Origin of the sequence: Corallococcus sp. EGB, from assembly GCF_019968905.1 — a bacterium.
GTDB lineage: Bacteria > Myxococcota > Myxococcia > Myxococcales > Myxococcaceae > Corallococcus.
The window spans coordinates 4,873,486-4,887,777 of record NZ_CP079946.1 but is presented as its reverse complement, the minus strand read 5'-3'; the positions used below and the strand labels follow the sequence as shown (position 1 = coordinate 4,887,777).

Sequence of the window (14,292 nt, the reverse complement as noted above, 5' to 3'; positions counted from 1 at the left end):
AACCCGCGCCCCTACCTGGCGCGTATGCCTACCATCGGCGTCCGACATTTCGGCGGGCCCCTGTCCGAAAACGGTTTGCAGGTCCCATGGCCCCCGGCAGGCTGCCTGGCGACATGGCGACCGAACCCCACACGACGACCCGCCCAGCAGTCCCCGCCTTGTTCAAGGTGGCCCTGGCCCCCGTGCAGGCATTCTTCCGGCTGGAGGCCAGCAGCGGCATCCTCCTGGCGCTCTGCGCGCTGGCCGCGCTCGCGTGGGCCAACTCCCCCTGGGGCGCCACCTACGCCGCGGTCTTCGAGGCGCCCCTGCGCCTGGAGGTGGTGGGCCACGGCGGCCCGTTCACCTTCCGAGAGTTCATCAACGACGGGCTGATGACGCTCTTCTTCTTCCTCGTGGGGATGGAGATCAAGCGCGAGCTGTCCGCGGGCGAGCTGCGCACCCTCTCCCGCGCGATGCTGCCGCTCATCGCCGCGCTGGGCGGCATGGTGGTCCCCGCCGGGCTCTACTACTTCTTCACCCGGGGCACCCCGGCGGAGGGCGGCTGGGCCATCCCCATGGCCACCGACATCGCGTTCGCCATCGGCTGCCTCACGCTGGTGAAGGCGCGCGTGAGCCAGGGGCTGGTGGTGTTCCTCACCGCGCTCGCCATCTTCGACGACATCGGCGGAATCCTCGTCATCGCGCTCTTCTACGGCACGGGCCTGCACGTGGAGTGGCTCGTGGTGGCCGCGGGCCTGGTCGTGGGACTCTGGGGGCTCAACCGCTTCTACGTGCGCAATGGCCTGGCCTACGCCGTCGTGGGCGCGGCGCTCTGGTATGCCATGCACCACGGCGGCATCCACGCCACGCTGTCCGGCGTGGTGCTGGGCCTCTGCATCCCCGCGCTGCCCACCCGTCCGGGACGCGAGGTGCTGGAGGAGCTGGCGGAGTACATCCGGGGGCTGGTGTCCCAGCCAGAGGACGAGGCCGCGCGCGGCGCGCAGCTGCTCCACATCGAGGAGGCGCTGGAGGACATCGAGCCGCCGCTCAACCGCTTCGTGCACCTGTGGCACGGCTACGTGGCCTACGGCATCGTCCCGCTGTTCGCGCTGGCCAACTCCGGCGTGGACATGTCCGGCATCTCGCTCTCGGATCTGCTCAAGCCCCTGCCCCTGGGCATCATCGTGGGCCTCTTCGTGGGCAAGCAGCTGGGCATCTTCCTGTTCACCTGGGTGGCGGTGAAGGCGGGCGTGTCCCCGCTGCCCTCGGGCGGCAGCGTCGCGCAGCTGCACGGGGTGGCGGTGGTGGCCGGCATCGGCTTCACGGTGGCCCTCTTCGTGGCCGGGCTGTCCTTCGCGCACCAGCCGGCCCTGCTGGCGGAGGCCAAGCTGGGCATCCTGACGGGCTCGCTGTTGTCCGCGGTCGTGGGCTACGTCCTCTTGCGCTACGTGGCCCGTCCGCCACAGGCTGCCGCCCAAGCCTCGCCATGAACCTCCAGGACCTCAACCGCATCCGGCAGATTGCCCTCATCGCCGCCCGTCACGGCTTCGGTGAGGTGACCGACCGCGCGGGCGTCTGGCGCCTGCTCGGCGGCCGCAAGGAGAAGGTGGAGGTCTCCGAGGAGGCGCGCCGCGAGTCCACCGCGCGCCGCTTCCGCCTCTTCCTGTCGGAGCTGGGCCCCACGTTCATCAAGCTGGGGCAGGTGCTCTCCACCCGCGCGGACCTCCTGCCCGCCGAGTTCGTGGACGAGCTGGCCACGCTCCAGGACCACGTGGAGGCCATCCCCCTGGAGGACGTCCACGCGCAGATCCGCGAGGCCCTGGGCAAGGACGTGCAGGAGCTGTTCGCCCACGTGGATCCGGAGCCGCTCGCCGCCGCGTCCATCGCGCAGGTGCACCGCGCGGTGACGCTGGAGGGCGAGGAGGTCGTCATCAAGGTGCAGCGCCCCGGCATCGCCCAGCGCATCGACGCGGACCTGGGCGTGCTGCGCTCGCTGGCGCGCCTGCTGGAGGCCGTGGTGGAGGAGACGGGCATCTACACGCCCTCCGGCATCGTGGACGAGTTCGACCGGGCCATCCACGAGGAGCTGGACTTCCTCCACGAGGCCACCAACCTCCGCGCGTTCCTGGAGAACCACAAGGACCGCCCGTACCTGAAGATCCCGCGCGTGCACGCGGCGCTCTCCAGCCGCACGGTGCTCACCATGGAGTTCATCCGCGGGGAGAAGATCAACCCCGCGGCCATGGCGGAGGCGGACCGCAAGCAGGTGGCCCAGCACATCCTGGACGCCAGCTTCCGCCAGCTCTTCGAGGACGGCCTGTTCCACGGCGACCCGCACCCCGGCAACGTGCTCCTCATGGAGGGCAACCGGCTGGCGCTGCTGGACTTCGGCGTGGTGGGCCGGCTCACCCGCCCCATGCAGGAGACGCTGGTGATGCTGTGCCTGGCGGTGGCGCTGAAGGACAGCGACTCCGTGGCGCGCATCCTCTACCGCGTGGGCGTGCCGGACTCGCGCGCCAACCTGATGGGCTTCCGCAACGACATCGAGTCCATCCTCGGCCAGCACCTGCCCACCACGCTGGGCCAGGTGGACGCGCGCACGCTCCTGCGCGACCTGCTGGACCTGGCGGTGAAGTACCGCATCCGCATCCCCAAGGAGTACGCGCTCCTGTCGCGCGCCTCCATCTCCACCGAAGGCATGCTGCGCGGGCTCTACCCGGAGCTGAACATCCTGGAGGTCGCGCTGCCGTACGCGAAGGAGCTGATGGCGGGCCGGTATGACCCCACGCAGCTGCAGGGCGGCCTGATGCGCACGCTCTTGCGCTTCCAGTCCATGGCGCAGGACCTGCCCACGCAGCTGTCGCAGATCCTGATGGACCTGGAGACGGGCAAGTTCAGCGTCACGGTGCGCGCGGAGCAGTTCGACAAGCTCAACGAGAACCTGCGCAGCGTGGCCGTCATCGCGTTCCTGGGCCTGTGCGCGTGCGGCTTCATCGTGGGGGCCTTCATCGCCTTCGCGCCCCGGCCGCCCATGTACGGGAACGTGCCGGTGCTGGGCATCGTCGGCATCGCGCTGGCGGCGGCCCTCTTCGGCGCGGTGCTCACCTGGTACCTGTTCGGCGGCCGCTTCGGGAAGGTCCGGGTGTCGCGCTTCCTCAAGAAGCGCAGGTAGCCAGGGACCCCGCCGGTGCTCCGGAGCGAGGTGGGTGTGACACCGGCCCACCCGGGGAAGGCAGGCGGGCTGGGGGGCGCGTGTCACGCGAGCGCGAACGGATCCGTTGATGGGTGCACAGTCGCGCGCGGGCCGGGTATTCTGCGGGGCTTGTCGTTCCCCTCTTGCCCCCGTGCTCGACTTGTTCGCGAACCCATCCGACGCCCGCCGTCCGTCCCGCGCCCCGCTGGCCACGCTGGTCGCGGCCGCGCTCCTCGCCACCACCGCCGGCTGTGCTGGCGGACTTGATGACCCCGAACGCTTCACCGGGGGCACCACCAGCTCCTGCGCGCCGGGGACCACCGCGTCCAGCATCCTCCAGTCGCAGTGCTATTCGTGCCACTCCACGGAGACCAAGGCCACGGGCGCGAACCTGGACCTGCAGGCGTCCGGCCTCCCCGGGCGGCTCTACACCACCAACGCGACGTGCAACACGAAGCCGCTGGCGGACAGCGCCAACCCGTCCCAGTCGTTCTTCCTGAAGAAGCTGACGGCGAACCCGGAGTGCGGCGTGCGGATGCCGCAGGGCGGGGCGCTGAGCGCCGCGGACACGGCCTGCCTCACCGAGTGGCTCGTCGCCGGAAAGCCGGGCACCCCGTGATGACGCGCACCCGATACGCCTCCGCCGCGGCCCTGCTGGGCGCGGCCCTGCTGTTCGCCCCCTCCGCGTACGCCGCGCCGAAGAAGGCGTCGACGTCCGCGACGAAGAAGTCCAAGGCCGCCAGGGTGACGGAGGCGCGCCGCGTGGCGGTGCTCGCCTCCGGTCCGCACGCGGACGCCGCGCGCGACACGCTGGAGGCGGAGCTCGAACGCCGTCCGGCCCGCTACGAAGTCGTCCCGGAGTCCGCGGTGCGCTCGGCCGCGTCTCGCCTGGGCGTGGACCCCACGCAGCCCGCCGGCGCCGCCGCCGTGGCGAGCGAGCTGGGCCTGAGCGCGGTGCTGGTGGCGGACACGTCCACCGCGGGCAAGAAGCCGCAGGTGCGCCTCACCGTGCGCAACGGCCGGGATGGCAAGGCGCTGGCCTCGCCCGCCGCCGCCAGGCCCGCCACGGCGAAGCTGGTGCCCGTGGCGGTGAAGCGCCAGTGGACGGCGCTGGAGCGCGGCCTCCAGAAGTCCAACGCGCCGGAGGCCGCCGCGCCGGCCCCCGTGCAGCCCGCGAAGCCGGTGGAGCCGGAGCCGACGGTGACGCCCGCGAAGCCCATCGCGGAGGCGCCGCCCCCGGCGAAGGCGCCGGTCGCGGAGCCCGTCCGCAAGCCGGTGGCCCCGACGCCCAAGGAGACGAAGGCGCCGGTGACGGAGGAGGAGCCGGCTGTCTCGCGCTCCAGCGCCACCTCCGCGCCCATCGTGGAGGCCGCGGTGGGCGTCAAGCTGTTGGGCCGTTCGCTGCGCTACAAGGACGACGTGTTCGGCGTGATGCGGCCGTACACCCTGGGCAAGGACGTGGGCGGCGTGGCGCTGCCGGGCGCGCCCCAGGTGGCGGGCGACGTGACGGTCTATCCGCTCGCGGCCTTCCAGCACGGCGCGCTGGCGCGGCTGGGCATCACGGGCTCCATTGATCAGTCCTTCGGGCTGAAGTCCACGGGCGCCTCCGGGGAGGTCTCCTACCCCACGACGGCGCGCGAGTGGACTGCGGGCCTGCGCTACGTGATGCCCTTCGGCGAGGCGCAGCGCTACGGCTTCGAGGTCACCGGCACGTACGGGATGAACACGTTCCGCGTCGACGCGGTGGACGGCGAGCGGCCGTTGGACCTGCCCAACGTGGAGTACAAGACGGCGGGCCTGACGCTGGGCCTGCGGGCGGCGCTGTCGGAGAAGTTCGACTTCCACTTCCGGCTCGGCTACCAGCACCCGCTGGACTCCGGGGAGCTGTCCTCGGACGGGTGGTTCCCGAACATGTCCGCGGGCGCCGTCACGGGCAGCGCGATGCTGGCGTACCGGCTCAACCGCATCGTGGACGTGCGGCTGAAGGCGGACCTGCGCCGGTACTTCTTCAAGTTCAACCCGGAGCCGGGCGACCCCTACGTCGCCGGTGGCGCCGTGGATCAGTATCCCGGCGTGTCGCTCCAGCTGGGCTTCCGCTACTAGCAATCGCGTGACACCGCCGGTCCGTGCATGACACGGACCGGTGGGTCGTGAAGGGACCCAAGGGCTTCGAGTCGGCAGACGGTGAAGTCTCCACGAAGGACGCGAACACGCGCGCTCGCGCCCTCGCGGACGCGGCGCTTCAGAAGCGCTGAGCCTGGCGGCGCAGCCAGTCCACCACCTGGGGCCAGAGCGTGGTGGCATGGTGCTCACGGAAGAACCCCAGGTGGGCGATGCCCTGGCCGGCGCTGTCCGCCGGGGAGAACTGCCGGCGCTCCACGGTGCAATTCGTCAGGTGCTGACAGACGAGGTCGATGGCTTCGGGAGGCCCCCAGGGGTCATCCTCCAGCCCGATGGCCAGCACCGGCATGCGCAGCTGGCTGAAGCGGTCCACGGCGTTCAGCCGGGGATCGTCGAAGTAGAAGCGGGGCATGGACGTCCAGCGGCTCCACTCCAGGATGGTCTGGGCGGGCACGTCCTCACCGAGCCCCAGCCGCACATAGGGCATGTAGCCCAGGACCCGCGCACAGAGCGGCCCGAGGACCTTCAGGAACATCGCGACCAGCAGCCGCTCCCGCCAGTGCCGGATGAAGCGCAGGCTCCCGGCCTGGGACGCCACCATCACCGCGCCGCTGAGGCGCTGGCTGCTCCTGCTCAGCCCGATGGCGTGCCCCCCGAAGCTGTGTCCCACGGCCATCACCGGCAGCCCGGCGTAGCGCTCCGCGGCCCAGTCCGTCACCGCGCTCACGTCCTGGTCGACCCAGGTGGTGAACCCGGCCCGCGTCCTCCGCGCGGCTCCCGGGGGATGCACCCCGCGGTAGTTGTAGGTGACCGCCGCGAAGCCGGCGTCCGTCAGCCGCGACGCGAACGCGAAATACATTTGCTCTGGCATGGCCGTGGCGGGATGCATCAGCACCACGCCCTGGACGGGCTCATCCGGGGTGTGCAGCGTGGCCTGCAATTCGAAGCCATCCGCGCAACGAATCGGGTGCGGCGTTGTTCGGGCCATGGTCGTCGCGGAGTGCTCAGAAGGTAAGGACATCCGGGGCAAGGAGCTGATCCACCAGCCCGTAGCGCACCGCCTCTTCGGCGCTCAGGGTCCGCTCCGCCTCGCAATCCCGCCGTAGCTGCTCCGCGGGTCGACCAGTGGCGCGCGCCAGGCGCGTGATGAACGTGTGGTGCATCCGTTCGATGACGGGGGCAGCCTCAGGCGTCGCGCCCAGAGCGTAGAGAAGCTCGGTGGTATCGGACCCGAGTGGCTGGGGCTCGCGCACGGCCTTCGCGCCGGTTCTCCGGAAGGGGTTCCACCAGGGCATTGCGTTCTCCGGGCCGTGAGCGCCGCGCCGCAGCCTATCAGCCGGAGGGTGCGGCGATGCGTTGTCTCCAGCGCTCTGAAACCCTTTCGAGCACTCTGTAAAATTCATGGGGCCGAATACGCGGTGCGGAAGGTGCGGCGCTGGTGACAGACTCCCTCCCCTTCCAGGAGGACTCCCGTGTCCCAGCGTCGAGCGGCTGCGGTCAGCTTCGGATGGACTGAGCCCCTGCTCATTTCGCCGGAGGTCGCGCTTCCAACAGCCCTCGCACGAACGCCGCGACCGGGCCGGCCAGCTCCGAGAGCCGATCCACGCGGTCCTCCTCCACCGCCTCCAGGATGAGCTCGTTGATGCCGCCCACCAGCGCCATGGCGATGGCCGGCGACAGCGTGGCCCCCGTCCCCGCCGCGTCGAACTCCCGCCGCATCAGCTCCGCGAAGCTGCGCATGACCTGGCGGCGCAGCTCGAAGCCCTTCGGGCCCACGTGCAATATCTCCACGAGGAGCGTGCGCACGAGCCCCGGCCGGCTCTGGAGGCTGGAGAGATAAACGGCCGCGCCGATGCTGGCCCGCAGCTCACCGGGAGGCGCGTGCTGGATGGCGGCCTGGATCTCCTCCAACAGCCGCGCGCTCTGCGCCGCGTAGAGCGCCAGCAGGCACGCCTCCTTGTCCTCGAAGTGCTCGTAGAACGTGCGCTTCGACACGCGCGCGTGCCGCACGATGTCCGCGATGGTCAGCCGCGCATAGCCCACCTCGACGATGGCCTGCGCCATTCCCGCGACGAGCCGGTCCCGAGGGGCTTCACCTGCTTGCTCGGAAGGGGACGTCATGCGGCTCCTCGGGGCGGTACTTGACGGTACCAAACGCCACTGCTACCTCTCATCAACAGACGCACAGGCTGGGTACCTTCCTGTACCACGAGGAGTCCCGTGATGCCCCTGTCTTCCGCCGAGCAGCCCCCGCACGTGGATGTGTTGATCATCGGCGCGGGCCTGTCGGGCATCGGCGCGGCGTACCACCTCCAGACGCTCTGCCCCACCCGGAGCTACGCCATCCTCGAGGGGCGCGGGGCCATGGGCGGCACGTGGGACTTGTTCCGCTATCCGGGCGTCCGCTCGGACTCGGACATGTACACGCTGGGCTACCGGTTCCGGCCGTGGCTGGGCGGAAAGGCCATCGCGGATGGGCCCTCCATCAAGGCGTACATCGAGGAGACCGCCGCCGAGTACGGCATCGACCGGCACATCCGCTACCACCACCGGGTGACGCGGGCGGAGTGGTCGTCCGAGCACTCGCGCTGGACGGTGGACGTGGAGGTGGGCCCGGAGCGCGCGCCACTTCGCATGACGTGCGGCTTCCTCTACACCTGCACCGGTTACTACGACTACGCGAGCGGCTACACGCCCACCTGGCCCGGCACGGAGAGCTTCCAGGGGCGCATCGTGCACCCGCAGCACTGGCCCGACGACCTGGACTACGGCGGCAAGCGCGTGGTCGTCATCGGCAGTGGCGCGACGGCGGTGACGCTGGTCCCCGCGATGGCCGGGCGCGCCGCGCACGTCACGATGCTCCAGCGCTCGCCCACGTACATCGCGGATCAACCGGCCGAGGACGCCGTCGCCCGCGCGCTGCGGCACGTCCTCCCCCAGAGGGCGGCCTACGCGGTCGCGCGCTGGAAGAACGTCCTGCGCGGCATGCTGCTCTACAAGCTCGCGCGCAGCCGGCCGGGCCTGTTCAAGTGGCTCCTGCGCCTGGGCGTGCGCAAGGCGCTCGGCAAGGAGTACGACGTCGATACGCACTTCGCGCCCCGCTACAACCCCTGGGATGAACGGCTGTGCGTCGCGCCCGACGGCGACCTGTTCCATGCCATCCGCCAGGGACACGCCTCCGTGGTGACGGACCACATCGAGACGTTCACCGAGACCGGCCTGAAGCTGCGCTCGGGCGCGCACCTGGACGCGGACGTCATCGTCACCGCCACCGGGCTGAACGTGAAGATCCTGAGCGGCCTGTCCCTGGTCGTGGACGGCGCGCCCGTCCAGCTGGCACGGACGCTGGCGTACAAGGGGATGATGTTCAGCGACGTGCCCAACCTCGTCGCGGCCTTCGGGTACACCAACGCGTCGTGGACGCTGAAGTGCGACCTGGTGGCGGAGTACACCTGCCGCCTGCTCAATCACATGAAGCAGCACGGCTACACGCAATGCACCGCGCGCGTGAGCGGTCCGGCCATGACGCCGGAGCCCGTGCTCGACTTCAGCTCCGGGTACGTGCAGCGCGCGCTGGCCACCCTGCCCCGTCAGGGCTCTCGCGCCCCGTGGCGCCTGTACCAGAACTACGTGCGCGACCTGGTGATGATGCGCTACGGCCGCGTGGACGACGACGCCATGGAGTTCCGGCGCGCCGGGGCTGCCGCTTCGACGCAGGCGCTCCTGCCGGCCGTGGGCAACGGCCCCGACACGGAGGTGGCCCGTGGCTGAGCGCATGCGGCTTCAGGGCAGGACCGCGGTCGTCACGGGCGCGGCGAGCGGCATCGGCCGCGCCATCGCGGTCTGCCTGGCGCGCAAGGGCTGTCACGTCGCGCTGGCGGACGTGAACGAGGCCGGGCTCGCTGAGACGGCGGACCTGGCGCGCACGCCGGAGGTGCGCATCAGCCAGCACCGGCTCGACGTGTCCGACAAGGCGGCGGTGGAGGACTTTCCCGCGCAGGTGATGGCGGAGCATCCCGGGGTCGACCTGCTCTTCAACAATGCCGGCGTCGCGCTCGGTGGCACCTTCGAACAGGTGAGCGCCGAGGACTTCGAGTGGCTGTTCAACATCAACTTCTGGGGCGTGGTGCGCCTGAGCCGCGCCTTCCTTCCCCTGCTGCGCAAGAGCGATGACGCGCGGCTGGTGAACCTCTCCAGCGTCTTCGGGCTGGTGGCGCCTCCGGGACAGGTGGCCTACGCGGCCAGCAAGTTCGCCGTCCGCGGCTTCTCCGAGGGGCTGCGCCATGAGCTGGAGGGCACCAACGTGGGCGTCACCGTGGTGCACCCGGGCGGCGTCGCGACGTCCATCGCCGCGAGCGCCCGGGTCCCCACCGGCGCGACCGCGGAGGAGGTCTCCCGCCGCCGCAGGTCGTTCCAGAAGATGCTGCGGCTCCCCGCGGAGGCCGCGGGAGCGATCATCGTGCGCGGCGTGGAGAACCGCGAGTCGCGCATCCTCGTGGGCAAGGACGCCGTGGCGCTGGCGATGCTCGCCCGGCTCTTTCCCGTGACGTACTGGAAGCTGCTCGCCTCACGCCTCCGCGGCGCGTGAAACGTGTCCGGCGGTCAGACAGGTCTGCGGAAGAGGTCGCCCAGGTCGGCGGGCAGCTGCGACGCCACGGCCGCGACTTCGTCCTCGGGGATGCGGTCCCGCACGGCGGTGAACACCGCGGTGATGACGCGGAACGCCTGATCCGGCTTGATGTTCAGGTGATCCGCCACGTCGGTGATGAACTCATCGCGGCCAATGCGCTTCGCGCGCGACGGGCCCCGGTGCACCGAGCAGGCGCCCAGGATGGCACCGATGCCGCCGGTCAAAGAGCGGAAGAGCTTCACGTCCTCGCCGTCCGACAGCCGCCGGGCGAGCGAGCAGAACACCGCGCTGGCGGCCTCTCGGGCCTCCAGGCCCTGGCTGTGCATGACAGCGTCGCCCTGGATCTCGTCCAGGAACGGCTGGAGCTCGAGTGACTCGTCGCGCTCCTTGACGGGCACGGCGTGGGTGTCGGGAGGAACAGGTGAGGCCATGGCGTGTCTCCGAAGGTGCGGGGCCCCGAAGGGCCCGTGTCCGGAAAGACGCTGCGCACGCGCCAGGGCGCCTGCATCGTCCGCGGGCCATGAAGGCGCGCGGCCGGCCGGCCCACCGCTGCGACTCCCCGGCGCACGCCAGGTGTCCGTCACCGGGGCCGGGTGACGAGCTCCTTGCGTCCGATGGGACTGATGCCCCGCGCCAGCAACTTCCTCGCCGCGAGCACGGACACGCAGTCATCCGTGCTGTGGATGTCGCCATAGAACGTCAGCAGCGTGGCCGGCTCCACCACGCGCATGTCCCCCACCTGGACGGACGGCACGTTCCGGACGAACACATCCAGGATGACCTTCGCCCCTTCCGGGTACTTCGCGTACCGGTAGAAGTTCGTGGACGTCGCGTCGAAGCGCGTCCAGATGCGCGCGTAGCCCCGGGAGTTCAGCAGCGGGATCAGCTCCGCGAAGCGCTCCGGCGCGACGAAGAGGTCCACGTCCTTGTGGTCGTGGTCGATCTTCAGCTCTTCGTGCGGCGGGGCCATGAAGTGCCAGGCCCAACCGCCGGAGAGTGTGACGAGCGGGGCCAGGGCCCTCAGCTCCGCCTCCGCGATGCGCATGCGTTCCGCGTTCCAGGGCTCGTCCGCCCGCTGTGGATTGCGTGGGTCTCCCATGGCGTCCTCCCGAGTGGCGCGCAAGGACGCGGTGCCTCCGGGAACCTGACCCGCGCCTCGATGCAGGCCCGTCCCATCATGGGTGGGACGGGCCGGCGGAGTCGCTGGGACGCTCGCGCGCGGGCGTGGGCTGACCGGGCGTGAGGTTCAGGGCCGTGTTGATGAGCCCCACGTGGGAGAAGGCCTGGGGGACGTTGCCCAGCAGCCGCCTGCCCACCGGATCATACTCCTCGGACAACAGCCCCACGTCGTTGCGCACCGCGAGCAGCCGCTCGAAGAGGGCGCGCGCGTCGGCGTCGCGGCCCATCAACACGTAGCAGTCCGCCAGCCAGAAGGAGCACGCCAGGAAAGCGCCCTCTCCCCCGGGCAGCCCATCCCCGCTCCCGGAGTCCGTCGCGTAGCGCATCATGAAGCCGTCGCGCATCAGGTGACGCTCGATGGCCGCCACGGTGCCTCGCACGCGGGCATCCGTCACCGGCAGGAAGCCCACCTGAGGCATCAGCAGCAGGCTCGCGTCCAGCTTCGACGAACCGTAGGCCTGGGTGAAGGTGTGCCGGTGGCCGTCCCACGCCTGGGCGCACACCTCCGCGTGGATGTGATCGCGTACCTGACGCCACCGCGCCACCGGTCCCTCCATGCCGAAGAACGCAAGTCCCTTGAGCGCCCGGTCGAAGGCCACCCACGCCATGACCTTGGAGAACGTGAAGTGCTGCGGGGGCCCGCGCATCTCCCAGAGCCCCTTGTCGGGGCGCTTCCAGTTTCCCTCCAGGAACCCCAGCAGCGCCCGCTGCATCGCCCACGCGGCATCCTCCGGCGCCAGCCCGCCCCGGCGCGTCTGGTGGAGGACGTCCATCACCTCGCCGTGGACGTCGAGCTGCAACTGATGGACGGCGGCGTTGCCCAGGCGCACGGGGGATGAATCCTCGTAGCCCGGCAGCCAGTGCGCCTCGGACTCCGTCAGCCGCCGCTCCCCCGCGACGCCGTACATGATCTGCAGCTTCGCCGGATCGCCCGCCACCGAGCGCAGCAGCCAGTCCCGCCACGCCGCGGCCTCCTCCCGGTAGCCGGCGTGCAGGAGCGCCTGGAGCGTGAACGTCGCGTCGCGCAGCCAGCAGTAGCGGTAGTCCCAGTTGCGCACGCCGCCGGGCCACTCGGGCAGCGACGTCGTCGCCGCCGCGACGATGCCGCCCGTGGGCGCGTACGTCAGCGCCTTGAGCACCGTCAGCGACGTCAGCACCGCCTCCCGCCATTCTCCTTGATAGGTGCAGCGGCCCGACCACGCACGCCACCCCGCGGCGGTCTTCTCCACTTCGGCGGAGGCGTCCAGCCTCGCCGGGGGCGCCTCGTGCGACGGGAACCACGTCAGGACGAAGGGGACGCGCTCCCCCTTCGCGACGGTGAAGTCCGCCACGGTGGTGAGCCCCTCGCCGTGCGTCTTCACGGGCGTGTCGAGCGTCACCGCGTCCGGACCCGCGATGGCCGTCAGGCCTCCTCCCGGCCGCTTGCGCACCCAGGGCACCACGGAGCCGGAGTCGAAGCGGAGGATGAGCTCCATCCGCATGGGCACCCGCCCCTCCACGCCCTCCACCAGGCGGACCACGTCCGGCGTGCGCCCGCGCGGCGGCATGCAGTCGACGAGGCGCACGGTGCCTTCGGGTGTGGTGAAGGTCGTCTCCAGGACGAGCGTCCCCTCGCGGTAGCGGCGGCGCGTCTGGACGGTCCTCCCGTCGGCCCTGGGCGCGATCAGCCAGCGCCCATGCTCCGGCGTCCCGAGGAGCGCCGCGAAGCACGCCCCCGAGTCGAACCGGGGAAGACACAGCCAGTCCAGCGACCCATCCCGCCCCACCAGGCCCACGGTCTGGGTGTCCCCAATCAGTGCATAGTCCTCGATGCGCAGGGCCATGAGCGTCACCCTCCGAGCGCTACGTGGAAGGGGGCCGCGCGTTACGGGGCCCATCTCCGGACGATGGTCACCTGCCGCAAAGGCTTCAGCCTCCCCACGCCCCGTGGTGTGATGAGCGCCCGTCCGGCGGGCCGCCCCGCGTCCCGCCCGCCTCCACCACGCGCTGGGTCCCCCCACGTTCCCGCCTTTTCGCGGGGTGGATGTCGTGCGCCGCACGCCCCGGGCCGGGCAGTGTCGCCTCGCGGGCGCCGGCCGCGCGGTTACCGGGAGGAGGCTCGACGCCGGAAGTCGCCGGGTGAGATGCCTGGGGCCTGACGCCCATGCGCACCGACTCCTCTCGTCCCCGCTGGCCGCTGCTCGGACATCCCGTCGCGGTGGGGCTCCAACTCGTCGGGGCCCTCTGCATGCTCGCCGCGCTCTGGCGCGCGCGGGACGTGCTGCTGCTGGGCTTCCTCGCGGTGCTGGTGGCGGTGGTGTTCAGCTTCCCGGTGGACTGGCTCTCGCGGATCATCCCCCGGGGGCTGGCGGTGCTCGTGGTCCTCGTGGTGCTCCTGGGAGGGCTGACGATCGCGGTCGTCTTCGCCGCGCCCGCCGCGGTGCAGCAGGCGCAGGCGCTGGGGCCCCGGGCCGCACAGGCCTTCGAGCGCGCCCGGGAGTGGTTCGAGCACGCGCGGCGCTCGGCGTCCCTCGCGCCGCTGGCGCCCGGACCGCAGTCGGGACAGGAGGTCCAGTCCGTGTTGGGCAAGCTGGTACCCGCCGCGGTGACGACGGTGTCCGCGCTCACGGCGGTGCTGCTGATGGTGGTACTGGCGGCCTTCCTGGTCCACCAGTCAGACAGCTACCGGGAAGCGCTGCGCACGCTGGTGCCCCGGGAGAAGGAGGCCGTCTACGATGAACTCGCGAGGCGCCTGGGGCAGGGGCTGCGCCACTGGGTGGCCGGCATCCTCGTGTCCATGCTGGTGATGGGCGGCCTCACGGCGCTGGGGTTGGGGCTCGCGGGCATCGAAGGCTGGCCGGTGCTGGCGGCGCTCACCTTCCTGGCGACGTTCGTGCCCTACGTGGGCGCCATCGCCAGCGCCATCCCCGGGCTCCTGGTGGGGCTGGCGCAGTCGCCCCGGCACTTCCTGCTGGCCGGCGCCGTCTACCTGGGCATCCACGTGGTGGAGGGCTACCTGGTCCAGCCGGTGGTCATGAAGCGCGCGGTGGAGGTGCGCCCGGCCATGCTGTTGCTGGGACAGGCCGTGCTCGCGGCGCTGTTCGGGCTGATGGGCGCGGTGGTGGCCACGCCGCTCATCGTCTGCGCGAAGATCGCCGTGGGTTACCTCTACATCGAGCGGAGGCTGGGCAAGCAGGGCCCCCGTCCGTGA

General features: G+C 71.2%; 13 protein-coding genes. 7 read left to right on the top strand and 6 right to left on the bottom strand.

The window, feature by feature from the left end:
* The first annotated feature begins 113 nt into the window (after nt 1-113).
* From nhaA to KYK13_RS20310, 4 genes are all read left to right on the top strand, one after another.
* Nucleotides 114-1,469 (top strand): Na+/H+ antiporter NhaA, encoded by a 1,356-nt coding sequence (gene nhaA, locus KYK13_RS20325; RefSeq protein ID WP_223631716.1) that lies wholly within the window; start codon nt 114-116, stop codon nt 1,467-1,469.
* On the top strand, nt 1,466-3,151 hold the full coding sequence (locus KYK13_RS20320; RefSeq protein ID WP_223631714.1) for an AarF/ABC1/UbiB kinase family protein: 1,686 nt from the start codon (nt 1,466-1,468) through the stop codon (nt 3,149-3,151). Before nhaA ends, KYK13_RS20320 begins: the two co-directional genes overlap by 4 nt.
* Nucleotides 3,152-3,332: 181 nt before the next feature.
* Entirely contained in the window at nt 3,333-3,791 is a 459-nt protein-coding gene (locus tag KYK13_RS20315) for a hypothetical protein (protein ID WP_223631712.1), read from the top strand.
* Complete coding sequence (locus KYK13_RS20310; RefSeq protein ID WP_223631710.1) at nt 3,791-5,275, top strand: hypothetical protein; 1,485 nt, start codon at nt 3,791-3,793, stop codon at nt 5,273-5,275. Before KYK13_RS20315 ends, KYK13_RS20310 begins: the two co-directional genes overlap by 1 nt.
* A 139-nt stretch (nt 5,276-5,414) precedes the next feature.
* Here KYK13_RS20310 and KYK13_RS20305 read toward each other — a convergent pair whose 3' ends face one another.
* The 3 genes from KYK13_RS20305 to KYK13_RS20295 form a co-directional block, all read right to left on the bottom strand.
* Nucleotides 5,415-6,281, bottom strand: coding sequence for a serine aminopeptidase domain-containing protein (locus KYK13_RS20305; RefSeq protein ID WP_223631708.1), 867 nt, complete (start codon nt 6,279-6,281; stop codon nt 5,415-5,417).
* A 16-nt stretch (nt 6,282-6,297) separates the two neighbouring features.
* The gene (locus KYK13_RS20300; RefSeq protein WP_223631706.1) at nt 6,298-6,588 is read right to left on the bottom strand and encodes an ATP-dependent Clp protease proteolytic subunit; all 291 of its coding nucleotides are present in this window, start codon (nt 6,586-6,588) and stop codon (nt 6,298-6,300) included.
* A gap of 229 nt (nt 6,589-6,817) precedes the next feature.
* On the bottom strand, nt 6,818-7,414 hold the full coding sequence (locus KYK13_RS20295; RefSeq protein WP_223631704.1) for a TetR/AcrR family transcriptional regulator: 597 nt from the start codon (nt 7,412-7,414) through the stop codon (nt 6,818-6,820).
* A gap of 102 nt (nt 7,415-7,516) precedes the next feature.
* Between KYK13_RS20295 and KYK13_RS20290 the strand changes: the two genes are divergently transcribed.
* On the top strand, nt 7,517-9,064 hold the full coding sequence (locus KYK13_RS20290) for an NAD(P)/FAD-dependent oxidoreductase (RefSeq protein WP_223631698.1): 1,548 nt from the start codon (nt 7,517-7,519) through the stop codon (nt 9,062-9,064).
* Nucleotides 9,057-9,881: an SDR family oxidoreductase gene (locus KYK13_RS20285; RefSeq protein ID WP_223631696.1), complete on the top strand. Its 825-nt coding sequence runs from the start codon at nt 9,057-9,059 to the stop codon at nt 9,879-9,881. Before KYK13_RS20290 ends, KYK13_RS20285 begins: the two co-directional genes overlap by 8 nt.
* Before the next feature lie 14 nt (nt 9,882-9,895).
* Here the strand turns inward: KYK13_RS20285 and KYK13_RS20280 are convergent, their stop codons facing one another.
* The 3 genes from KYK13_RS20280 to KYK13_RS20270 form a co-directional block, all read right to left on the bottom strand.
* Nucleotides 9,896-10,354, bottom strand: a complete 459-nt coding sequence (locus tag KYK13_RS20280; protein WP_223631694.1) for a DUF2267 domain-containing protein — start codon at nt 10,352-10,354, stop codon at nt 9,896-9,898.
* 149 nt (nt 10,355-10,503) lie between these two features.
* Nucleotides 10,504-11,022, bottom strand: a complete 519-nt coding sequence (locus KYK13_RS20275; protein WP_223631692.1) for a hypothetical protein — start codon at nt 11,020-11,022, stop codon at nt 10,504-10,506.
* Between the two features lie 76 nt (nt 11,023-11,098).
* The gene (locus KYK13_RS20270) at nt 11,099-12,925 is read right to left on the bottom strand and encodes a glycoside hydrolase family 15 protein (RefSeq protein WP_223631690.1); all 1,827 of its coding nucleotides are present in this window, start codon (nt 12,923-12,925) and stop codon (nt 11,099-11,101) included.
* Between the two features lie 320 nt (nt 12,926-13,245).
* On the opposite strand from KYK13_RS20270, the gene KYK13_RS20265 reads away from it, so the two are divergent.
* Nucleotides 13,246-14,292 (top strand): AI-2E family transporter, encoded by a 1,047-nt coding sequence (locus KYK13_RS20265; RefSeq protein ID WP_223631688.1) that lies wholly within the window; start codon nt 13,246-13,248, stop codon nt 14,290-14,292.